We start from the raw sequence: 21,688 nt of genomic DNA on the forward strand, positions 1-21,688 counted from the left end.
GGCGGCGGCGCCGGCTCAGACCGGCTTGAGCTTCAGGTGGAAGTTGTCGAGGGTGGCCGGCAGCGGGCGCTCCGGGGACAGCACCGGTCCCGACGCCTGCTCGTACCCGTGGTCGCGCAGCAGGTTCGCCAGCATCGTGCTCGCGCAGAACTGGACCAGGTCGCGGCCGGGGCAGATGGCCGGACCGGCGCTGAACGGGACCAGGGCCGGGTTCTCCGCCGCGCGGCCGTCGAGCCAGAGGTCCGGCTCGAACCGGTCCGCGTACGGCAGGTCGGGGTCCCGGTGGAAGAACGGCGTGAAGATCAGCACCGTCGTCCCCGCCGGTCCCCAGGACGTCTCCTCCGTCGTCTCACGCAGGATCATCGGCGTGGTCGGCCACAGCCGCACCGCGTCGAGCACGCACGCGCGCAGGTAACTCAGCTGGTTCGGTTCCGCGAGGTCGGCGCCGTCGAGGTCCGCGCGGGCGCGGTCGAGGGCGGCCGGGTGGCTCGCCAGCAGCGCCAGCGTCCGGTAGGTCGCCATGCCGGCCGCGTCGAACGCGAACAACCAGTGCGCCACCTGGTCGGGCGCCGTGTCCTCGCCGGCCGAGGCGATGGCGGCGGCCAGGCTGCCCGCCTCGGCGCGGTCCAGGTGCCCGGTCAGGCGGCGGCGGAACTCCTCGCGCAGCTGCTTGCGCTTCGGATGCGCGTACGCCCAATTCGCATCGAGCCGGAGGCGTTCGAGCTGGTCGGTGAGCGTCGTGTCGTCACGGGCGCCCGCGCCGAGCACGATCCGGCGGACCAGGCGCCACCAGGTGACGTTGAAAGTGTCCCAGTCGAGCTCGCCGCTGTGGGTGACCTCGCTCAGCAGGACGGCCGCTTCCTCGGCGACGGCCCGGGCGAACGGTGCCGCCAGCTCGTGCAGCGGACGGCCGGGTTGCAGCACGGCCTCGGTGAACCGGCGGCGGGCCGGCCGGTCGGCCGCGTCCGAAATCAGGAGACCGTGCGGCTGGAAGTGACTCAGCGCGGCCCGTTTCTCCACTGTGGACGGACTGAACGGCGTCGGCGCGCCGGCCAGCAGCCGCTTCACGTCCGCGCCGGACAGCGCCAGTTCCACCGACCGGCCGGGGACGCGCAGCTTCAGCGGACGCCCGTAGTGGCGCTCGCGCAGCCGGCGCAGCAACCGCACGGCCGGGCGGTCGAACTGCAGCTTCCCGGCCAGCGCCATCGCCGCGGGACGACGTTTGATCACCCCGCCGGCCAGCGTGGGCAGCGCCACCTCGAGCGCGACTCGCAGGGTCTCGGCGACCGAAGCGGTCTCCGGCCGGGTGCGGTGTTCCCGAGTGGACGTCATGGCGCCCGGCTACCCGCGGTGGCCGGGCCGGAAACGCCCTCAGCCGCGCAGGGCGACGTTCAGCACATCACCGGCGTGGTCCAGGCAGTCCACGCAGATCACCGCGTCCCGCGCCGCGCAGTCGACGCGCAGCAGCGGACGCCGGAGCCCGAGGAACGTCCGGCGCTCGCGGCGGCCGCAGAAGTCGCAGACCGCCGCCAGCGGTGACGTCACCGCGGCCAGCACGTCACCCGCGCCGCTCTCCCGGTCCGCGCCGTCGCGCACCACACGCAGGCCGGCGCGGACGCAGTCCACGCAGATCGGCCCGTTCCGGCCGGGCACCCGGGGGTCGCGCTGCCTGCCGCAGAACCGGCACGGCCTGCCCGCCCCGTTCATCGCCGTCACCGCGGCCTCCTCGGTTTCGCCGCTCGCACGCCGGGAATCCGGGTCGCGGCGCGCCTCTTCCCGCCACGCTACCCGGCTCCCGGGTGCCCGGCCGATCGCGGTGCGCCCCGGTGGAACCCGGCATCCACGCTCGCCCGGGTCTCCTGGCCGCGGTGGTGCGGGACGAGCGCGCAGGAGGAGACCTTTTGTCATCGTTGACGGTGTTGTTCGGAGTGGCCGGCCTGCTCGCGCTCGCGGCGGCGATCGTGCCCAAGCTGGTCGCCGACCGGCCGTTTTCCGTGCCGCTGGTGATGCTGGTGGCCGGGATCGTGCTCGGGCTGCTCCCGCTGCCGGCCCCCTACGGCAACGGCTGGAGCGACCCCGCCGCCCACCTGCACAGCGTGGAATCCTTCGCCCAGCTGGGCATTCTCGTCGCGCTCGCCGGGGCGGGGCTGTCGGTCGACCGCCCGTTCGGCCTGCGCCGGTGGGGGTCGACGTGGCGGTTGCTCGCGGTCACCATGCCGGTGTCGATCCTCGCGATCGCCGTGCTCGGGTACTGGTGGCTTGCGCTCGCTCCCGGCGTCGCGCTGCTGCTGGCCGCGGCGCTGGCGCCGACCGACCCGGTGCTGGCGGGCGACATCGGCGTCCCGCACCCCGACGTCGAGCCGGAACTGGCCCGGAACAACGAAATCCGCTTCACGCTGACGACGGAAGCCGGGCTCAACGACGGCCTCACCATGCCGTTCGTCCTGCTCGGCCTGGCCCTGGCGAGCGGCGAGCCCCGCCTGGATCCGTCCTGGGTGCTGGTGGACCTGCTGCTGCCCCTGGTCGTCGGCGTCGTGGCCGGCCTAGTCACCGGCCGGCTGCTCGGCTGGGCGATCTTCCGGACGCCGTCGGACCGGCTGCGGCTGGCCGAGTACGCCGACGGGCTGGTCCTGCTCGCGCTGGCGTTCGTGCCCTACGCCATCTCGGAAGTGGTGCACGGCAACGGGTTCGTCGCCGTGTTCGTCGCGGCGGTCGCGGTGCGCACGCAGGAGCGCGAGCACGAGTACCACGGCGTCCTGCACGCCTTCGGCCACCAGCTGGAACGGCTGTTCGTCCCGCTCGCCCTGCTGGGGCTGGGCCTGGCGATCGGCGACGGCCTGCTGAGCGGGCTGCAACCCCTCGAAGTGGTGATCGCCGTCGTCGCCGTGCTGGTGGTCCGGCCGCTGGTGGGCTGGCTGTCGCTGCTCGGCGCGCCGTCGCCGGGACGGCCCGCCACCGCGGCGATCGCGTTCTTCGGCGTGCGCGGCATCGGGACGCTCTACTACCTGGCCTACACGCTCAACCGGCTCCCCGTGCCGCAGCAGGACGTGCTCTGGCGGGTCGGCGCCCTCGCCGTCGCGGTGTCGGTCATCGTGCACGGCGTGCTCGCGGAGCCGGCGATCCAGCGGATCGAGCGGATGGGCGGCCACCTGCCGGCCGATGTGTAGCCGCGCGAGGAGTGGGTATCAGTCTGTCAAGGCCCTTTTGGCGACTGGCCGATCCGGAAATGTCGCCGTGACGGAAGGTGCACCCTGATGAACGACAAACTGGAAAACAAGGGCGAAGAGCTCAAGGGCCGGGCCAAGGAAGCCGTCGGCGACGCCACCGACAACGAGCAGTGGCAGGCCGAAGGCAAGTCCGAGCAGGCCAAGGGCTCGCTCAAGCAGGCCGGCGAGAAGATCAAGGACGCTGTGAAGGGTGTCACGGACAAGAAGTGACCCGTTTCTCCGCTGCCGCATCCCGGAACCCCGGGGTGCGGCAGCGGGCTCATGTCCGGGGGCAGTAGGTGTTCGAGGGCTTCACACTGGACCGCGTCGACGTCGGTGCGGTGACACTGCGGGTGCGCCACGGCGGGTCCGGGCCGCCGGTCCTGCTGCTGCACGGGCATCCGCGGACGCACACGACGTGGCACCGCGTCGCTCCGCGGCTCGCGGAGCGGTTCACCGTCGTGTGCCCGGACACCCGCGGTTACGGCGAGTCCACCAAGCCGCCGACCGACGCGGAGCACACGCCCTACAGCAAACGCGTCATGGCGGCGGACTGCGTCGCGCTGATGCGGCACCTCGGGCATGACGAGTTCTTCGTGGCGGGCCACGACCGCGGCGCCTACGTGGCGACGCGGCTGGCGCTCGACCACCCGGACGTGGTCCGCGGCGCGGCCATCCTCGACGCCGTCCCGATCGGCGAGGCCCTCGCCCGGTGCGACGCGCGGTTCGCCCGGGACTGGTACCACTGGTTTTTCTTCGCCCAGCCGGAAATACCCGAGCGGGTGATCACCGCCGACCCCGACGCCTGGTACGACGTCCGCACGAGGAACACCCCCGAACGGCTCGGCGAAGAGAACTTCGCCGACTTCCACCGCGCGATCCACGACCCGGCCACGGTCACCGCGATGCTCGAGGACTACCGCGCGGGCCTGGGTGTCGACCGCGCCCACGACGACGCCGACCGCGCCGCCGGGCGGCGGATCACCTGCCCCACGCTGGTGCTGTGGTCCCGGGACGACGACATGGAAGACCTCTACGGCGACGTCCTGGCCGTCTGGCGGCCGTGGACGGCCGACCTGCGCGGGCACGCGATCGAGTCGGGGCACCACGTGGCCGAGGAGAACCCCGAGGCGCTCGCCACCGCGCTGAGCGGGTTCTTCGGCGGGATTCAGCGGTAGCGGGAGGCGAGTTCCGGGCGCTGCCCGCCGAAGGCGGCGAGATCGGCCCGGAAGACGGCGTCGAGCAGGCCGGCGTCCTCGACCCCCGGGGCGGTGACGACCTCACCGAGCTCGAAGCCGCGCAAGGACGCGGTGACGACGTCGGCGGCGGACATGCGCGGCACCGCGCTGAGGTCCAGCCCCTGGCGCTCGTGGAACTCGGTGGCGACGACGCCCGGGCACAGCACCTGCACCCCGACACCGGTGCCCGCGAGCTCGGCGTTCAGGGCCTGGGACAGGGCGACGAGGTAGGCCAGGGACCCGGCGTAGACCGCGCGGCGGGGCATGACGGAGGAGTCGGCGGGACCGCTGAAGGCGATCATCCCGGCCACGTTGACGATCTTCCCCTCGCCGCGTTCCTGCATGCCCGCGACCGCGGCCCGGGTGAGCATGGTGGGCGCGGCGACCTTGACGTGGACGAGCTCGGCGGCCTTGTCGGCGGGCAGCTGCGCCAGCGGCATGTAGTGGGCGACACCGGCGTTGTTCACGAGCATGGTCAGCGGCTCGGCGGCGCAGAGCGCGGCGACGGTCCCGACGCCGTCGTCGGTGGACAGATCGGCGGCGACCGTGCGCACCCTCACGTCCGGGTGCGCGGCGGCGAACTCGGCGAGGCGGTCCTCGCGGCGGCCGGTGACGATCAGGTCGTGGCCGTCGGCGGCGAGGCGTTCGGCGAAGGCCCGGCCGATGCCGGAGGTGGCGCCGGTCACGAGAGCGAGCTGGTTCATGGGTTCCGTTCCTTCCGGGGTGCTGCCACCACGATCGGCCCGGACCGCGGCGGCGGGAAGTGTCCGGTTTTCCTGGGACGGGCGGTACCAGGACAAGCGACCGGCCGGCTTGCACAATCGGGGGATGGCGAACACCGGACTCGGCACGGCCCTGCGCCACTGGCGCGACCGCGTCTCACCCCAGGCCGCCGGCCTGCCCGCGGGCCACCGCCGCCGCGCCGCCGGGCTGCGCCGCGAGGAACTGGCCCAGCTGGCCGGCATCTCCGCCGACTACGTCATCCGGCTCGAGCAGGGCCGCGCCACCAGCCCTTCGGCCCAGGTCGTCGAAGCACTGGCCCGGGCCCTGCGCCTCACCCAGGACGAACGGACGCACCTGTTCCGGCTGGCCGGTCTCGCGCCCCCGGGCCCCGGCTCGGTCCCCCGGCACATCACGCCCGGCGTCCACCGCATGCTGGACCGGCTGGCCGGCACACCCGTCGCCGTCTTCGACGCGGCTTGGAACCAGCTGCTCGCCAACCCGCTCTATACGGCCCTGATGGGCGAATGGCACGGCAGCGACCTCAACGGCGTCCGGCGCAATTTCCTGAACCCGCACACCCGGGTCCGCGACACCCCCGGCTCCCGCGACACACTGCAGGCGGCGTTGGTCGCCGACCTGCGCGGCACCGCCGGCCGCTACCCCGACGACCGGGACCTCCACGCACTCATCACCGACCTCCGGCGGCGCAGCACCCGCTTCGCCGCCCTGTGGGAATCGGGAGCCGTCGCCCACCACGAGTCCGCCCGCAAGACCATCGACCACCCGGACGTCGGCCCGCTGACCCTGGACTGCGACGTCCTGAGCGTCGCGGGCAGCGACCTGCGTCTCATGGTCTACACCGCCGAGCCCGGCAGCGACGAGGCCGAGCGCCTGGCGCTGCTGGGTGTCCTCGGGACGCAGTCGCTCGTCGGCGAAGAGCCCGGCCCGGGCTAGTCCGCTCCGCAGCAGCGGCGGATGGCGTCCTCGGTCAGCGGGCCGCTCGGATCGGTCACGATCGCGCGCAGTTCCCTGCTCCGGACCGCGTCGAGCAGGTGTTCCGGGAAAAGATCCGAACTCCACTGTGGTTCCCGGAGGCCGAGGACGGACGCCGGCTTGCGCTGCAGGTGGTCGGCGACCGCCGGCCAGCGGACCCGGAGCACGGACCACAAGGCCAGCACGCCGGCCTCGGGCGTGTTGCCCTCGAGCGTCCGGACGGCGCGCAAGATGCTGTAGGTGTTGAGGAAGAGCTTGATCTCCCGGGGATTGCTGCCGATCAGCGGAGCGAACTTCCGCAGCATGTGTTCGGTGCTCGTCCGGGTCTCCGGGGCGGCGACGGCGCGCACCGCGTCGACGGCGACGGCGTTGCGTATCTCCGGTTCGGCGATGTCGTTCAGGGCCGCCAGGATCCGGCCTTCGTCACCGGCGGCAGCCCGGATCCGGCCTCTGGCCTCGACAGCGGCGGGCGCCTTCCGCAGGTCGGATTCACCGTCGGTGACGTTCAGGAGATGCCCCAGGAACCGGTGCTGGGCCGCGGCGCCCAACGCCGGCATCGGCACAGTCAGCTGGAACAGCTTGTCCATGAACTGGTAGCCCAGCGGGCCTGCCGATGGCCTTCCGTCGTCGTCGAACTCCGCGTACCACGTGGTGAAGCTCTGCCGGATCCAATACCCGTCGGCGCTCACGACGACGTAGGCGGCCGGCGAGCCGCCGCTCCGGCCGCGATGCCCTCCAGGAGCGTCTCGGAGCAGCGTTTGGACGGCTTCGAGGACTTCCACCACGTAGTCGTGTTTGCACCGGTCGAGGTCGTCGATGAAGAGGACGATCGGCTTCCCGGACTGCCGGAGCAGCCAGCCGAAGTGTTCGGCGACCCGGGCCATCGGGTTCGCGCCGGTCTGCTCGAACAACCGGGCGCCACTGGCCGAATCCCACAGGAGAACCCGGCTGGCCACCCGGGCGCCGGGCCACAGCACGCCGACCGCCGCGATGGCCGAGAGGACAACCTTCAGCAGCTCGGAACCCGGCTGCTGGCTCCCGACGACCGCGCGGACGAGCAGCCCGATCCCACCCGCACCCACGATCAGCAGGATGGCGGACAACAAGAACGGTGCGCCCGACCGGCTCGCCCGCGCGGCCAGCTCCTTGACCCTGAGCTTCCGGCGGCCCCACCAGCTCCGGTCTTGCACGATCGCGTTGCGGACCGCGGTCAGCAAGGCCCACCACGGCGGCGACAACCGGGACTGCTGCCAGGCGTCGAACAGGGTGACGAGCAGGCCTTCACCGGTCAGGCGCTTGCCCAGCAGTCCCAAGAGCGTGCTCTTGCCGGAGCCCCATTCGCCGTCCACGTGCACGAGCAACGACGTGCCCGGATGCCGCTCCCGGGTTTCCAGGATCCGCGCCGCGAGCACCTCCGCCAGCGCATCACGCTTGAGCAGGTCGACGTCGGTCGGCGTGTCCGTGGTCCAGTCGACGTCCGACTTCTCGTGGACTTCAGGGCGGCCGGGCTGCGGTTCGGCGGCCCGCGCATCCGGCTCCGCTGCGGCCGTCAACGGCATTTCCCGGGCCACGTCCGTCACCATGCCGACAGTCGCCGGCACACCCTCCGCGCTCGCCCGTCGAAAGACCTCATGAGAGAGCATGATGATCGTGCGCGCGTTGCCGCCGGACACTTCCGCGATGCGGGCGACGGCCTCTTCGGTGAACGGCTCGAGGCCGCGACGTCCCGAGAACGCCTGTTGGCTCTGCTCGATGAGAGATCGGACAGCATCCGCCGGGAGAGGCGGCATCTCGATCACCCGGCCGAGGCGCTGCCGGACATCGACGCTCAGTTGCGCGAGAAATTCCGGGACACCGAGCAAGACGAGCAGAGCACCGGAACCGGAAAATATCTCCAGCAGCGCCTTGAACCCGGTCAGCGTGTCCACCCCGCCGAATTCACCGGGCCACAACACCTCGACGTCATCGATCACCAGCAGGAATTTGCGGTGTTGCGAGCCGTGGAGCTGAGCGATCGACCCCATCGCTTCCATGGCCGCGGCTTCCGAATCGATCGGCCGGCTGATTCCGGCCTCCTCCAAGACCCTGGCAGGCTGCTGACAGGTGAGCCATTCCCACGCGGCGTCTTTCCGATCCGCCCGCATCAACAGGGCGAGCGCGCCGGCGAAGTCGCCATCCGAGACGACTGCGCGCATAGTCCGGTCGAGCCTTCGCAACAGCTCCGGCGCGCTCAGCGAGAGCCGCTCAACAGCGGTGGCCGGATCGATCTCGAGGTTGCGGACCCGGTCGAGCAATTCCTCTTGACCTGGAACAGCGGATTCGGTGGCGTCGGCCACGATATCCGCGTAATACATCTCGACGAGGCCGGCAATGTAACCGGTACCCAATTGGTCCATGAAGCGCCGATAGGTGTGCAAGAACGTGTTCCGCGCCTCCAGGTAGAAATTGGAGACGGAGTGGGATTCCGCTGAACGCAGCAGGCTCAGCGCGAGGTGGGTCTTGCCGGTGCCGCGGTCGCCGACGATCGCGATCGTGTTTCCCTGCCAGCCGTTTTCTGCCAGGTAGCTGTCGAGGGTGGCATGAGCCAAGCGGGCGGCCTGGGTCTGGATCGTCGTCTCGGGATCATGCCCGAAGGTCGCGACGGCGACCGGGGGAAACGGGTTCCCCGCCGGGGTGTCCTCGCTGTCGACGCTCATCGTCTTGCGCATGAGGTGGCTGGCATGTCCCGGGAGTATGCCACCTCGCACCCGCCGCCAGGCGGACGGAAACCGAGCACCCTAGCCGGTCGTGCGGCGGGTGCCGTCGCCGAGGGATTCGGTCCGGCCCGCCGCGTCCAGGCGCTCCAGCAGCGGGATCATCACCCGGCGGGTGCTGTCGAGTGCCTTGCGAGCCGCCGAAACCGTGAACGGCTGGGGCAGCCGGCGCAGCTCCTCCACGGCTCGCTCTTCCACGTCCGGGCCGAGCACCACTCCTTCGGCGACCGCCGTCAACCGGCCGAGGCGGACCGACGCCGCCAGTTCGCGCCGGCCGAGGCCCAGTGCTCGCAGCTCGTCCGCCTCGGGCGCGCGGAACGGGTGCTCGGCGAGCCGCTCGGCGACCACTTCGAGGGCCTTCTCGACGGCGGGGACGAGCCCGGCGCCGGGACGGCGGACCAGGCCGCCCGCCACCTCGAAACCGGTGCCCCGCAGCACGGGGACGACCAGCTCCGGGGCGGGCAGTCCGAGCCGCTGCCGCAACGCTTCGACCGGCACGCCCGCGGCCGTGCTGTCCCACGCTCCCACCACCGAGGCCGCCTGCGTACGCGACGCCGCGAGCCGCTCCTCGTCCGCGCACCACTCGCCCAGCCGCTCCCCCGTCGAGCGCAGGCCCATCGCCGTGAAGTCCTCCGTGCGGACGAAACCCTTGCGGCGCAAGTAAATCCGGGCGAGGTCGGGTTCGGCCAGCTCGCGGCCGCGGGCCCGCGCCGCGCCGCGGCGGGACAGGGCGGGCGGGTCGACGTCGAGGACGTCGAACCCGGCGGCGATCCGGTGCTCGCCGGGATCGCGCAGCAGGCCGCGGTCGCCGGTGCGCAGCGGCAGGGCGGTGGCCGTGGTGAGCCGCGCGGTGTCCGTCCCGAGTGGACGGACCCGTACCGGCACCGCCGCCGTGCCCAGGTGCAGCACCAGTTCCCGGTGCAGGTCGGCGGCGGCCGCGCCGCGCAGCCGGACGTCGAACTCGGCCGTGGTGCGCCACCGGCCCGGCGTGAGCAGGACGTCGCCGCGGCGGACGTCGCCCCGGGCGGTGCCGCGCAGGTTCACCGCGACCCTGGCCACGGCTTCGACCCGGTCGCGGGGTTCGCCCAGCGCCTGCAGGGCGCGGACCTTCACCCGCGCCGGCCCCAGCGCGAACTCGTCGCCGGTGGCGATCGTGCCGGCGGCCAGCGTGCCCGTGACGACCGTGCCGGCCCCCGAAACCGTGAAGGCCCGGTCGATCCACAGCCGCACGTCGGCGTCCGGATCGGGCACCGGCAGGCCGGCGGTGAGCTCCCCGATCGCCGTGCGCAGGCCGGCCAGGCCCGCGCCCGTGGTGCCGCTGACGGCGACGCTCGGGACGGCCCCGAGCGACGTCGCGGCGATCTCCCGGAGCGCGACGGCCGTCGCGGCGGCCGGGTCGGCGCGGTCGGCCTTGGTGACGACCAGGAGCCCACGGCGGACGCCGAACGCGTCCAGGGCCGCCAGGTGCTCGGCCGACTGCGGCATCCAGCCCTCGTCCGCGGCGACGACGAACAGCACCGCCGGGGCCGGCCCGGCGCCGGCGAGCATGTTCGGCACGAACCGCTCGTGGCCCGGCACGTCCACGAACGCGACGTCCTCGGCGCCGATCCGGGTCCACGCGAAGCCGAGGTCGATGGTGAGGCCGCGACGGCGTTCCTCGGCCCACCGGTCCGGTTCCATCCCGGTCAGCCGCCGCACGAGCGTGGACTTCCCGTGGTCGACGTGCCCGGCGGTGACGATCACCCGCATCGGCGGACGGCTTCCCGCAGCTTCGCGTCCTCTTCCGGGGGCACGGTCCGCAGGTCGAGCAGGCAGCGGTCCTTGACGACGCGGCCGGCCACGGCGGGCTCGCCCGTGCGCAACGCGGCCGCGTACCGGGCGGGCAGGCTCACCGCGACGCTGGGCAGCTCGACGCCCGGCGCTCCCCCGCCGCCGACGGCCGCGACCGACGCGACCACCTGGGCATCGGCGTTCTCGAGGGCCTTGACCAGCGCTTCGGCTCGTTCTCGCAAGCTCGCGACGGACATGTCGAGCGCGACGCGCACCGGGGATTCCGGCCCGCGCAGTGTCGCTTCGAGGGCGGCGAGGGTGAGCTTGTCGACGCGCAGGGCCCGGGCGGCCGGGTGCCGCCGCAGCCGTTCGACGACGTCCGCGTCGCCGAACAGCAGGCCGGCCTGCGGGCCGCCGAGCAGCTTGTCCCCGCTCGCGGTGACGATCGTGGCGCCCGCCCGCAGCGCGCTCGCCGCGTCCGGTTCGTCCGGCAGCAGCGGGTGCGGGCTCAGCAGGCCGGAGCCGATGTCGGCGACCAGGGGCACGCCGAGCCCGGCCAGCTCGCCCAGCGCCGCTTCCGCGGTGAACCCGGTGACGCGGTAGTTCGACGGGTGGACCTTGAGCACGAACCCGGTGTCCGGGCCGATCGCCGCGGCGTAGTCCCGGATCGACGTCCGGTTCGTGGTCCCGACCTCGCGCAGCCGCGCGCCGGCCGATTCCAGCAGGTCCGGGATCCGGAAGCCGTCGCCGATCTCGACCAGCTCACCCCGGCTGACGACGATCTCCCGGCCCGGGGCCAGCGCGAGCGCGCAGAGCAGCAGGGCCGCCGCGTTGTTGTTGACCACGTGCACCGCACCGGCGTCCGGCACGGCCGCTCGCAACGCCGCGAGAGCGCCGCGGCCGCGCCGGGCCCGCTCGCCGGTCGCGAGGTCGAATTCGACGTCGGTGGCGCCACCGGCCGCGACGACGGCGTCGCGCGCGGCCGCCGACAGGGGCGCGCGGCCGAGGTTGGTGTGCACGACGACGCCGGTCGCGTTGATCACCGGCCGCAGCGAGGACGCGCTCGCCGGGAGCCGGGCCAGCACGGTGTCGACGACGTCGCCGGGGGCGATCTCCCCCGCCCGCACCGCCTGCTGGACGTCGTTGACCACCGCTTTGACCAGGTCCCGGCCGAGCGATCCGGCAGCCTTGGCGATCCGGGGCTCGGCCAGGACCGCGTCGGTCCGCGGGATCGCGCGGCGCGGGTCAGGCATGGCGGAGGCGGACGGGAATCGAACCCGCCAGCGGCAGAACCTGCCGTTCGACGGTTTTGAAGACCGCGCCGGTCACCAGGCCGGATACGCCTCCCTGCACCATGGGGCCATCCTGCCAAGTTCGCGCCCGGGGGGCACGATGAACCGGTGGGTTACCGACTGACGCAGTACGCGCACGGCGGCGGGTGCGCGTGCAAGATCCCGCCCGGCGAACTGGAAGCGGCCGTGGCCGGCCTGACCGGCGCCGTACCCGTCGATCCCCCGGGCGAGCTGCTCGTCGGCCTGGACACCGGCGACGACGCGGCCGCGGTCCGGATCTCCGGCGACACCGCGCTCATCGCCACCACGGACTTCTTCACCCCGGTCGTCGACGACGCCTACGACTGGGGCCGGATCGCCGCCGCCAACGCGCTGTCCGACGTCTACGCCATGGGCGGCACGCCGGTGGTGGCGGTGAACCTGCTCGGCTGGCCACGGGAGACGCTGCCGTTCGAGCTGGCCGCGGAGGTCCTGCGCGGCGGCCTCGACGTCTGTGCCGAGGCGGGGTGTCACCTGGCCGGGGGGCACAGCATCGACGACCCGGAGCCGAAGTACGGGCTCGCGGTGACCGGCATCGCGGACCCCGCGCGGCTGCTGCGCAACGACGCGGGCCGGGCCGGCGTGCCGCTGACGTTGACCAAGCCGCTCGGCATCGGCGTGCTCAATTCGCGGCACAAGGCCACCGGCGAACGGTTTTCGCAGGCCATCGACGCGATGACGACGCTGAACGCTCCCGCGGCCCGGGCCGCGCTGGCCGCCGGGGCCGTGTGCGCCACCGACGTGACGGGGTTCGGCCTGCTGGGGCACCTGCACAAGCTGGCGCGCGCGAGCGGCGTGACGGCCCGGCTGGACCCGGCGGCGGTGCCGTACCTCGAGGGCGCGCGGGAGGCGCTGCGCGACGGGTACGTGAGCGGCGGCACCCGCCGGAACCTCGACTGGGTCCGCCCGCACGCCGACCTGTCCCGCATCTCGCCGGAGGAGGCGCTGTTGCTGGCCGACGCGCAGACGTCCGGCGGCCTGCTGGTCGCCGGGGAACTGCCGGGCCACCCGGTGATCGGGTCCCTGGAACCGCGCTCGGAGCACACGATCGTCGTGGGCTGAGTTTCCTTCCCGGCCGCCACGGGTACGCCGGGTCAGGAGAACGATCAGGAGGTGTGCGATGCCCGCTCCGGACCGGACCAGCCTCGAGCAGCACCTGTCCGAGACCGAGTACCCCTGCGGCCGCGACGAGCTCCTGCGCCGGGCAGCCGCGGCGGGCGGCGGTGACTCGGTGCTGGGCTCGCTCGGCGGGCTGCCGGACAGCGACCGGTACGACGACTTCGACGCGGTGTGGGAAGCGGTGTCCGCCAAGCACATCGGCGGGGCACCTAGGTGAGCCGTTCCACGGCGTCGCGGGCCTCCTTGAGGTCGGCGCCGGTGCTGTCGCGGTAGGCCTTGATCGCCTGGATCTTCTTGCCCTGCCGCAGCAACGCGGTCACCTCGGGCAGCTCCGGCTCCCCGGTGGACACGCCGAGCCGGTCGGCGATCGCGTCGAGCTTCCGCTCCACCCGCGCGAGGCGGCGGTCGACCCGGCCGAGCTTGCGGTCGGTGGCGGACGACGCCAGTCCGACGACCGCGACCAGCAAGACGACACCGAGCAAGAGCATCCCGTAGTCCATGCCGGGCATGCTACTTCGCGGAAATTGTCGGTGCCGGTGGTTAGGGTGACGCCATGACCACACTGACCGGCCGTCCGCACACCGCCCTGCTCGTCGTCGACGTGCAGAACGGCGTGATGGAGACGGCACACGAGCGCGAAACCGTGCTGGCCAACATCATCACGCTGGTGGACCGCGCCCGCGCCGCCGGCACCGAGGTGGTGTGGGTGCAGCACACCAGCGAGGAGCTGCCGCGCGGAAGCCGGACGTGGGAGTACGTGCCGGAGCTGGTGCGCGCGGAGGGGGAACCCCTGGTGCACAAGGAGTACGGCGACTCGTTCGAGGACACCGACCTCGAGGAGGTGCTGGCGGCCCGGGGCGTGGGGTCGCTGGTGGTGGCCGGGGCGCAGACGGACGCGTGCATCCGCTCAACGCTGCACGGCGCGCTCGCCCGGGGTTACGACGTGGCGCTGGTGGCGGACGCGCACTCGACGGAGGACCTGACGGCTTACGGGGCGCCGCCGCCCGGGCAGGTCATCGCGCACACGAACCTGTACTGGAAGTACCAGACCGCACCGGGCCGCACGGCCGGAACGGTGGAGACGGCCGAGGTGGAGTTCGGGGTGAAGACACCAGCCTGACCGGCGGCTTCCGGCCGGGCGGCGGGGTCGCGCCGAGGCTGGACGGTCGGCGGCTATGGGCGCGGTCGGTCGGCTGGGGTCGCGCCGGGGCTGGCCGGTCGGCGGCTACGGGCGCGGTCGGTCGGCTGGGGTCGCGCCGAGGCTGGACGGTCGGCGATACGGGCGCGGTCGGGCGGCAGGGTCGCGCCGGAGGCCGGGCGGTCGGCGGCTACAGGGCGCGGTCGGGCGGCGGGGTGCGCCCGAGGGCTGAACGCTCGGCGGCGCCGGGGCGCGCTCGGCCGGCGGGGTCGTGCCGGAGGCCGGGCAGCAGGGTCGCACCCAAGGACTGGGCGCGTGGCAGCTACGGGCGCGGCCGGGCGGGCAGGGTTGCGCCGAAGGCCGGGCGGCGGGGCTGCGCCGTGGCGCGCTCGGTCCGCGGCTACGGGTCGCACCGGAGGCCGGGCGGCCGGGTCGCACCCAAGGACTCGGCGCGTGGCAGCTACGGGCGCGGTCGGTCGGCGGGGTCGCGCCCGAGGGATGAGAGCGCTCGGGCGGCGATGCGTCGGCCGGCCCCGCGATGATCACCGCCGGCCCTGGATGCTTTCTCAGCGTCCGCGCAGCTCGTCGCGCAGGGCTCGGGCCACCCGGGTCATCAAGACCTCCGCCTCCGGCTGGATCGCCGCCGGCACCCTCGACTCCGTCAGCGCCACCACCGCGAACACCCCGCCGTCCGCGTGCTCGACCACGCCCATCTCGTGCCGCATGTTCAGCAGTGTTCCCGTCTTCGACGACCACCGGGCCGCGTCGGAGGCGAACTCGGGGGTCAACCGGTGGCGGATCATGTTGTTCGCCATCAGCTCGCGCACGCCGCCGGCCACCGCCGGGTCGATCTTCGATGGTGTCCACAGCGCTTCCAGCAGCGAGAGCAGCGCGCGGGCCGACGCCGAGTTCGCGCGCGTGACGTCGAGCTGGGGGAGGCGGTGGCCCTGGCCCGCCGTCGACGCGCCGATGGCCAGCGCGTGGGCCAAGTCCGCCTCGCCCGCGTCGAACCGCTCGGCCGGGGTCCGCACCAGGTCGCGCATGAGGTGGCGCACCGCGATCCCGGGAATGCCCCACTCCCCCAGCACCCGCGTGATCTCCGGCGGCGGCGTCAGTCCGAACAGGACGTCCGCGGCCGTCCCGTCGCTCAGGGACGTGCTCAAGTACACCAAGTCGCCGACGGCCACGCGAGCCGGGTGGCGGAAGCGGGTCAGGCCGATCGGGCCGGGGGTGGTGACGCCGCCGGGTGGTACCTCCAGCTGGGTGGCCGCGTCGAGCTCGCCCCGGCGGATGCGGTCCAGGGTGACCGCCGCCAGGGGAACCTTGACCAGGGAGGCGATCGGGTACTCGCGGTCCGGGTCGATGCCGAGTTCGGCGCCCGACCGCAGGTCGCGGACCAGGAACGAGCCGCGCAGGCCGCCCGCGTCCAGTGCCGCCCGCAGGTCGCGGACCAGCGAGGCGGTCACCGGGCGGCGCCGAGGCACCGGCCGACCGCCGCGCGCAACGTCGTCCGGAGCCGGTCCGCGTCCTCGGCCAGTGCCGCCGTGACGCCGAAGCCGCGGGCCGGCTCCAGCTCGCCGATCGGGCGCCAGGACAGCCCCAGGTCCTCCGCCTGCGCCACCGAGCACAGCAGCAGGTCTTCGGACGCGAACACCTCCGCGGCCGCCGACGTCAGCGAATCGGCCACCGCCACCTGGGCGGGGGACAGCCCCACCGCGTCCCGCACGCGCAGCACCCCGTCGCGGACGTGCGGGACGTCGTCCTCCGGCTGGATCCAGACCCGGCGCCGCACGCCGGCGGACCGGCCCACCCGCAGCGTCTCCAGGTGCACGACCCGGCTCGGCAGGGGCGCCACGCCGGCGACCCCCAGCGGCACCGACCACACGGCTTCCCCGGCCGGGACCGCCGTGAGCGCGGCCCGCACCTCGTTCGTGCGGACGAGCTCGGCCCGCTCCCCCGGCCCCGCCGCGCGGAACTCGAGGTGGATCTCCTGCGCCCGCGCTTCGGCGGCGAGCGCGGCGAGCTCCCGCACCCCGCACGTCGCCGGTACGGCCACCCGCACCGGCCGCAGCCGGGCCTGCTTCGCGTCGTGTTCCATCGCCTCGGCCAGCTGCACCAGCCGGCGGGCCGAGGGCAGCACGTCCCGGCCGAACGGCGTGAGCCGCGCCCGGCGGGTCGAGCGGTCGAAGAGCCGCTCCCCGAAGTGCCGTTCGAGCGCGGCGATGCGCCGGCTGGCGACCGGCTGCGGGATCCGCGCGAGCGCCGCGCCCGCCGTGAAACTCCCCGTTTCGCTCACGCTCACGAACGCCCTGCAGCCGCCGACCAGGTCCACGACCTCATCTTATGCCGGATCGGCATCGAACCGCACAGTTCCGTCTTGGACAGCATGAACGAACGTCGTGAGACTGCGGAGGACGATCAAGAAACCGGAAGGAAGTCTTCGTGCCGTTCCCCCGAGCCAGGTGGGCCGCGCTCGCCGCGCTGCTCCTCGTCCCGCTGACCGCCTGCACGGCGGAAGCACCGAAGCCCGCACCGGCACCGGCGGCGACCCCGGCCGCGACGCCGCAGCCGGACTTCGCCCCGCTCGAACGCAGCTTCGACGCCCGCCTCGGCGTGTACGCCCTCGACACCGGCTCCGGCCGCGAAATCGCCCACCGCGCCGACGAGCGCTTCGGCTACGCCTCGGCGCACAAGGCGTTCTCCGCCGCGGCCGTCCTCCAGCGCACCGGCATCGAAGACCTCGCGAAGGTGCTGACCTACAGCCGGGCCGACCTGCAGGAGAACTCCCCCGTCACGGAAAAGCACGTCGGCACCGGCATCACGCTGCGCGACGCGATCGACGCGGCGTTGCGCTACAGCGACAACACCGCGGCGAACCTGCTGTTCCGGGAACTCGGCGGGCCGCCGGGACTCGCCGCCGCGCTGCGCGCGATCGGCGACACGACCACCCACGTCGACCGGACCGAACCCGCGCTCAACGACCTCGCGCCGGGCGACCTCCGCGACACGAGCACCCCGCGCGCGATGGCCGGCACCCTGCGCACCTTCGCCCTCGGCGACGCGCTGGCGCCGGAGAAGCGGACCATCTACACGGACATGATGCGCGCGAACAAGACCGGCGCGACCGTGATCCGGGCGGGTACGCCGGCCGGGTGGGCCGTCGCCGACAAGACCGGCACCGGCGAATACGCCACGCGCAACGACATCGCGGTCGTCTGGCCGCCGGGGCGGGCACCGATCGTCCTGGCGATCATGTCCAGCCGCCAGGCCGAGAACGCCGACCACGACGACCGGCTCATCGCGCAGGCGGCCGAGCTGGTCTTCGACGCGCTGAAGGCGAGCTAACCGAAGAGCCGCTGCACCTCCGCTTCGACGTCGTCGAGCCACGCGGCCCGCTGAGCCGCGTCGGTGTCGGCCACCACCCGCAGCACCATCCGCCGCACCTCGGGCTCGCCGAGGTACGGCGCGAGGCAGCGCCGCCAGATCGCGTCCAGGGGGTCGCCGAACAGCGTCCGCTCCCGCTCCTCCGGGGTGTCCGACGTGTTGACCACCAGCAGCCGCCGCAGGGACAGCAGTGACTCGGGGGCGCCGCCGGCGTCGTCGAGCCGGTAGGCCACGCCGGGGACGAGGATCCGGTCGAGCCAGCCGCTGAGGATCGCCGGCGGCTTGCCCCACCAGTTCGGGTGAATCGCGACGAGGCCGCCCGCGGTACCCACTTCTTCCCGGTGCCGCCGCACCAGCGGGTCCGGTTCGGCGGCGAGGAACTCCTCCGCCCGGGTCCCGCTGGTGTAGGCCTCTTCCGCGGTCAGGACCGGGTCGAAGCCTTCGGCGTACAGGTCGTGGAACCGCACCGGCACCCCGGCCCGCTCCAGCGCGGCGGCCACCCGCGCGGCGAGCGCGTGGTTGAAGCTGCCCGGACGCGGGTGGGCGAGCAGCACCACCACCGGTGCGGTCATCCCGTCATCGCCACCAGGATGCGCCGCTTGCCGGTGAACGGCTCGCGGCCGTGGGCCATCAGCACGTTGTTGATCACCATGATGTCACCAGCCTGCCACGGGAACGCGTAACTGACTTCGTCGTAGACCTCGCGGATCTTTTCGATGTCCGCGACCGGGATCGGGCTGCCGTCGGCGAAGTAGGCGTTGCGCGGCAGATCCTCCTCCGGGTACAGCTCCAGCAGCGCCTCGCTGACCTCTTCGCCGAGGCTGGAGACGTGGAAGAGGTTGGCCTGGTTGAACCACACGGTGTCCCCGGTGTGCGGCTCTTCCACGAAGGACGGCCGGACGTGCCGCGTGCGCAGCCCTTCCTCGGTCCATTGATGCGTCTGGCCGTGGCTCGCGCAGTAGTCCTCGACGGCCGCGCGGTCCTCGGTCTGGAACGCCTCCTGCCAGGTCAGCCCGAGCCCTTCGCGGAACGCGCGGGTGTAGGTGACGCCGCCCGCGAACCGCTCCCGCAGGTCTTCGGGCAACAGCCGGAACATCGCCCGGCTGTCCGCGATCGGTGTCGCCCCACCGGTTTCCGCGGCGGTGTCGCACAGGAAGAACAGCCGCGCCGGCCAGCTCGCCGAGTAGGAGTTCTCGTTGTGCATCGGGATCGACTCGGCGGGCGGGTACTCGGTCGAGGTGTAGATGTTGCCCGCCACCGCCGAGCGCGGCGTCGACCGTTCGGTGTAGGTGAGCAGCGCCCCGCCGATCGCCTCGGTGACGGTGTTGAACAGGTCGAGGTCGGCGGGCAGCCCGCGCAGCAGGATCGCGCCGTGGTCGCGCAGGTGGTCCTGCAGCCGCGGCAGGTGCGCCTCCACGGCCGCGAAGTCCGCGGCCGGGAAGACGGCGATCCGGGTGTGCTCGTTGCCCTGCAGCTGCGCCGGCGAAGTCCCGGATGTCACAGCGGTCATGCTTCCTCCAGTTCGAATCGGACGAGCTTGGTGGCCTCGGCGTGCAGCGCGGCCAGGTCGTCCGCGTCGGCGAAGCCGGCGACGAGGACGTTGACGGCGTAGATCTCCTGGTCGTCGGTGAGCACTTGGCCGGGCGAAACGATGGTGACGACGTCGAGGACCTCCGCCAGGTCCGCGACCTCGCCGGTGCCTTCGACGCGCACCAGCCGCCCGGTCCCTTCGGCGTAGACGACCAGGTACCCGACCGGCACCGGCAGCCCGGTGCCCCGCGCGGGCGGTGGCGTACCGAGGGCGAGGGAGACGGCTTCGGCGGTGACGTCGATGCCGGTGGCGAGCTTCAGCAGTGCGGGCTGCGCTCCCCCGGCCGGACGGCCGGCGTTGACCTCGACGACCACCGGCCCGAGCTCCGCGTCGTCGATCACCTCGACGTGCGCGACCGTCTGGTCGAGCCCGAGGGCGAGCACCGCGGCGGACGCGGCCGAGCGGATCGCCTCCGCGCCCCGTGCGGACAGCCCGAACGGCGGGCAGACCATACCGAGCTCGAACTTGCGCTCGTCGATCAGCGGTTTGCCGACCACCGTGACGGTCTCCGCCGCCCCGGCGCGGACCAGCACGTCCACCGCGTACTCCGGTCCGTCGAGCCGGCCCTCGACGAGGAACACGCGCAGCGGATCGATGCCTCCGGGCAGCAGGCGGTGGTAGCGCGCGTCCGCGTTCTCCGGCAGCCGGGCGGCCAGCACCTCATAGGCGGCCACCAGTTCGTCCACAGTGGACACCGTGCGGACCAGGGTGCTGGCGGCACCGTTCACCGGCTTGACGATCGCCGGGAGCCCGACCCGCTCCGCGATCGTCGCGGCCCCGGCCGGGTCGGCGAACAATGCGCAACGCGGGCCCGGCAGCCCCGCTTCGGCGAGCCGCTCCCGGACGGCGAACTTGTTGTGCGCCAAGGTGAACACCGACGCCGGGCACCGCGCGACCCCGAGCAGCTCGGCCACCTGGGCGGTGCTCGCGATGATCCCCTCCGCCGCGGTCAGCACCGCGGCGGGTTCCCGGTCCCGGAGCGCGCCGGCGACGGCGGCGACGTCCCGGACGTCCTCGACGACGACGAACCCGTCCACGAGCGGGCCCAGCGCGGCCCGCTCGGCGTCGTCCAGGGGCTCGGTGACGAGTTCGGCCCGCCACCCGGACGCCCGGACGGCGGCCGCGAAGTCCCCGATCCAGTGCCCGCGCGTCTCCCGCACGATGAACGCGGTCTTCACGAAACCTCCAGCCGGATCAGCTTGCTCGCTTCGGCGTGCAAAGCCGCGAGATCGTCGTGATCGGCGAACCCGGCGACGACGAGGTTGACCGCGTACGTCTCCTGCTCGTCGGTGAGCACCTGGCCGGGCGAAACCGTCGTGACGACGTCGACGACCTCCGGCAGCGCGGCGACCTCGTCGAGACCGCCGATGCTCCGCAAGGTGCCGGAGCCGGACGCGTAGAGGATCAGCATCGCCAGGGGAATCGGCAGTTTCGCCGGTTCCCGCGCGGGCGGCGGCGCGCCCAGGGCGAGCGCGGTCAGCTCGGCGAACACGTCGATGCCGGTGCGCAGCTTGGCCAGCAGCGGCATGATCGAGCCCGCCGGGCGGCCCGCGTTGACCTCGACGATCGTCGGGCCGCGCCGCTCGTCGTCGATCACCTCGACGTGCGCGACCGTGTTGTCCAGGCCCAGCGCGCGCACCGCGTCGGACGCCGCCGCCGTGACCAGTGCCGCCCGCTCGGCGGAGAGGCCGGCCGGCGGGCAGGACAGGGCCAGCTCGAACTTGCGCTCGTCGATCAGCGGCTTGTCGAGGATCTCGATCGGCTCGGCGACGCCGTCGCGGATCAGCACGTCCACCGCGTACTCCGGGCCGTTCAGGAAGCTCTCGGCCAGGAAGGTCGCCGACGGGTCCAGCGTCCCCAGCGGCCGGTGGTAGCGCGGGTCGGCCGACTCGGGCAGGCGAGCCGCCAGCAGCTCGCAGGCGGCCGCCAGCTCGTCCACAGTGGACACCATGCGCACCAGGTTGCTGCCGGCACCGTTCACCGGCTTGACGATCGCCGGGAGCCCGACCCGCTCCGCCACCGAAGCCGCTTCGGAAGCCGACGAGATCAGCGCGGCCTCGGGCCCGGGCAGCCCGGCCGCGGCGAGGGCGGCCCGGACGGCGAACTTGTCCGCGCACACCGCGAACACCGACGCCGGGCACCGCGCGACCCCGAGCAGCTCGGCGACCCGGGCGGTGCTCGCGATGGCCCCGTCCGAACCGGTCAGCACGGCCGCGGGCGCTCCGAAAGCCGACCGGATCTTCGCGGCGACGGCTTCGGCGTCGTAGACGTCGTCGACCGCGACCACTTCGTCCACCAGCGCGGCGAGCGACGCGCGCTCGGCGTCGTCGACCGGCGGCGCCAGCAGCACCGCGCGGTGCCCGGCCGCGTGCACCGCCGCGGCGACCTCGCCGACCCAGTGCCCGCGGGCCTCCCTGATCAGCACCACGGTGCTCACGCCGC

The 21,688-nt window shown here is 73.4% G+C and carries 21 protein-coding genes and 1 tRNA gene; 8 read left to right on the forward strand and 14 right to left on the reverse strand.

The annotated features are described in order from the left end of the window. Positions 1-15 precede the first annotated feature (15 nt). Positions 16-1,332: a cytochrome P450 gene (locus tag QRY02_RS15715; RefSeq protein ID WP_285992262.1), complete on the reverse strand. Its 1,317-nt coding sequence runs from the start codon at positions 1,330-1,332 to the stop codon at positions 16-18. A 39-nt stretch (positions 1,333-1,371) separates the two neighbouring features. Beyond that, complete coding sequence (locus QRY02_RS15720) at positions 1,372-1,707, reverse strand: hypothetical protein (RefSeq protein WP_285993846.1); 336 nt, start codon at positions 1,705-1,707, stop codon at positions 1,372-1,374. Between the two features lie 194 nt (positions 1,708-1,901). Here QRY02_RS15720 and QRY02_RS15725 point away from each other — a divergent pair, with 194 nt between their 5' ends. From QRY02_RS15725 to QRY02_RS15735, 3 genes are all read left to right on the forward strand, one after another. Continuing rightward, complete coding sequence (locus QRY02_RS15725) at positions 1,902-3,167, forward strand: cation:proton antiporter domain-containing protein (protein WP_285992263.1); 1,266 nt, start codon at positions 1,902-1,904, stop codon at positions 3,165-3,167. 87 nt (positions 3,168-3,254) lie between these two features. Then, on the forward strand, positions 3,255-3,437 hold the full coding sequence (locus QRY02_RS15730) for a CsbD family protein (RefSeq protein WP_013226939.1): 183 nt from the start codon (positions 3,255-3,257) through the stop codon (positions 3,435-3,437). 68 nt (positions 3,438-3,505) lie between these two features. After that, entirely contained in the window at positions 3,506-4,384 is an 879-nt protein-coding gene (locus tag QRY02_RS15735; RefSeq protein WP_285992264.1) for an alpha/beta fold hydrolase, read from the forward strand. On the opposite strand, the gene QRY02_RS15740 is transcribed toward QRY02_RS15735, so the two are convergent. After that, entirely contained in the window at positions 4,375-5,148 is a 774-nt protein-coding gene (locus tag QRY02_RS15740; protein ID WP_285992265.1) for an SDR family NAD(P)-dependent oxidoreductase, read from the reverse strand. The two genes, QRY02_RS15735 and QRY02_RS15740, sit on opposite strands and share 10 nt — an antisense overlap. A gap of 124 nt (positions 5,149-5,272) precedes the next feature. Between QRY02_RS15740 and QRY02_RS15745 the strand changes: the two genes are divergently transcribed. Continuing rightward, the gene (locus QRY02_RS15745; protein WP_285992266.1) at positions 5,273-6,121 is read left to right on the forward strand and encodes a helix-turn-helix transcriptional regulator; all 849 of its coding nucleotides are present in this window, start codon (positions 5,273-5,275) and stop codon (positions 6,119-6,121) included. Here QRY02_RS15745 and QRY02_RS15750 read toward each other — a convergent pair. The 4 genes from QRY02_RS15750 to QRY02_RS15765 all read right to left on the reverse strand — a co-directional run bounded on the left by QRY02_RS15750 (position 6,118) and on the right by QRY02_RS15765 (position 12,030). Continuing rightward, complete coding sequence (locus QRY02_RS15750; protein ID WP_285992267.1) at positions 6,118-8,868, reverse strand: P-loop NTPase fold protein; 2,751 nt, start codon at positions 8,866-8,868, stop codon at positions 6,118-6,120. The genes QRY02_RS15745 and QRY02_RS15750 overlap by 4 nt on opposite strands. 69 nt (positions 8,869-8,937) lie before the next feature. Further along, positions 8,938-10,662, reverse strand: coding sequence for a SelB domain-containing protein (locus QRY02_RS15755; RefSeq protein WP_285992268.1), 1,725 nt, complete (start codon positions 10,660-10,662; stop codon positions 8,938-8,940). Further along, on the reverse strand, positions 10,653-11,936 hold the full coding sequence (gene selA, locus QRY02_RS15760; RefSeq protein WP_285992269.1) for an L-seryl-tRNA(Sec) selenium transferase: 1,284 nt from the start codon (positions 11,934-11,936) through the stop codon (positions 10,653-10,655). Before selA ends, QRY02_RS15755 begins: the two co-directional genes overlap by 10 nt. After that, positions 11,936-12,030 (reverse strand) — tRNA-Sec (locus QRY02_RS15765). The genes selA and QRY02_RS15765 overlap by 1 nt, the downstream gene beginning before the upstream one ends. Before the next feature lie 53 nt (positions 12,031-12,083). On the opposite strand from QRY02_RS15765, the gene selD reads away from it, so the two are divergent. After that, positions 12,084-13,076: a selenide, water dikinase SelD gene (gene selD / locus QRY02_RS15770; RefSeq protein WP_285992270.1), complete on the forward strand. Its 993-nt coding sequence runs from the start codon at positions 12,084-12,086 to the stop codon at positions 13,074-13,076. A 58-nt stretch (positions 13,077-13,134) separates the two neighbouring features. Next, positions 13,135-13,350, forward strand: coding sequence for a DUF2795 domain-containing protein (locus QRY02_RS15775; RefSeq protein ID WP_103340712.1), 216 nt, complete (start codon positions 13,135-13,137; stop codon positions 13,348-13,350). Here the strand turns inward: QRY02_RS15775 and QRY02_RS15780 are convergent. Beyond that, positions 13,343-13,633, reverse strand: a complete 291-nt coding sequence (locus tag QRY02_RS15780; protein ID WP_285992271.1) for a hypothetical protein — start codon at positions 13,631-13,633, stop codon at positions 13,343-13,345. The genes QRY02_RS15775 and QRY02_RS15780 overlap by 8 nt on opposite strands. Positions 13,634-13,686: 53 nt before the next feature. Here QRY02_RS15780 and QRY02_RS15785 point away from each other — a divergent pair, with 53 nt between their 5' ends. Beyond that, positions 13,687-14,253 (forward strand): cysteine hydrolase family protein, encoded by a 567-nt coding sequence (locus QRY02_RS15785; RefSeq protein ID WP_285992272.1) that lies wholly within the window; start codon positions 13,687-13,689, stop codon positions 14,251-14,253. Between the two features lie 584 nt (positions 14,254-14,837). Here the strand turns inward: QRY02_RS15785 and QRY02_RS15790 are convergent. Further along, positions 14,838-15,737, reverse strand: a complete 900-nt coding sequence (locus QRY02_RS15790; protein WP_285993847.1) for a serine hydrolase — start codon at positions 15,735-15,737, stop codon at positions 14,838-14,840. Further along, complete coding sequence (locus QRY02_RS15795; protein ID WP_285992273.1) at positions 15,734-16,603, reverse strand: LysR family transcriptional regulator; 870 nt, start codon at positions 16,601-16,603, stop codon at positions 15,734-15,736. Before QRY02_RS15795 ends, QRY02_RS15790 begins: the two co-directional genes overlap by 4 nt. A gap of 110 nt (positions 16,604-16,713) precedes the next feature. Here QRY02_RS15795 and bla point away from each other — a divergent pair, with 110 nt between their 5' ends. Next, positions 16,714-17,616: a class A beta-lactamase gene (bla, locus tag QRY02_RS15800; protein ID WP_285992274.1), complete on the forward strand. Its 903-nt coding sequence runs from the start codon at positions 16,714-16,716 to the stop codon at positions 17,614-17,616. On the opposite strand, the gene QRY02_RS15805 is transcribed toward bla, so the two are convergent. From QRY02_RS15805 to QRY02_RS15820, 4 genes are read right to left on the reverse strand one after another with little or no spacing between them, the layout of a single operon-like run. Beyond that, the gene (locus QRY02_RS15805; RefSeq protein WP_285992275.1) at positions 17,613-18,227 is read right to left on the reverse strand and encodes an NAD(P)H-dependent oxidoreductase; all 615 of its coding nucleotides are present in this window, start codon (positions 18,225-18,227) and stop codon (positions 17,613-17,615) included. The genes bla and QRY02_RS15805 overlap by 4 nt on opposite strands. Continuing rightward, positions 18,224-19,165, reverse strand: coding sequence for a TauD/TfdA family dioxygenase (locus QRY02_RS15810; protein WP_285992276.1), 942 nt, complete (start codon positions 19,163-19,165; stop codon positions 18,224-18,226). The genes QRY02_RS15805 and QRY02_RS15810 overlap by 4 nt, the downstream gene beginning before the upstream one ends. Beyond that, a complete protein-coding gene (locus tag QRY02_RS15815) occupies positions 19,162-20,424 on the reverse strand; it encodes an ATP-grasp domain-containing protein (protein WP_285992277.1) in 1,263 nt (420 codons plus the stop codon). The genes QRY02_RS15810 and QRY02_RS15815 overlap by 4 nt, the downstream gene beginning before the upstream one ends. Then, the gene (locus QRY02_RS15820; protein ID WP_285992278.1) at positions 20,421-21,683 is read right to left on the reverse strand and encodes an ATP-grasp domain-containing protein; all 1,263 of its coding nucleotides are present in this window, start codon (positions 21,681-21,683) and stop codon (positions 20,421-20,423) included. The genes QRY02_RS15815 and QRY02_RS15820 overlap by 4 nt, the downstream gene beginning before the upstream one ends. Positions 21,684-21,688 lie beyond the last annotated feature (5 nt).

The sequence above is a fragment of the Amycolatopsis sp. DG1A-15b genome, assembly GCF_030285645.1.
Lineage (GTDB): Bacteria > Actinomycetota > Actinomycetes > Mycobacteriales > Pseudonocardiaceae > Amycolatopsis.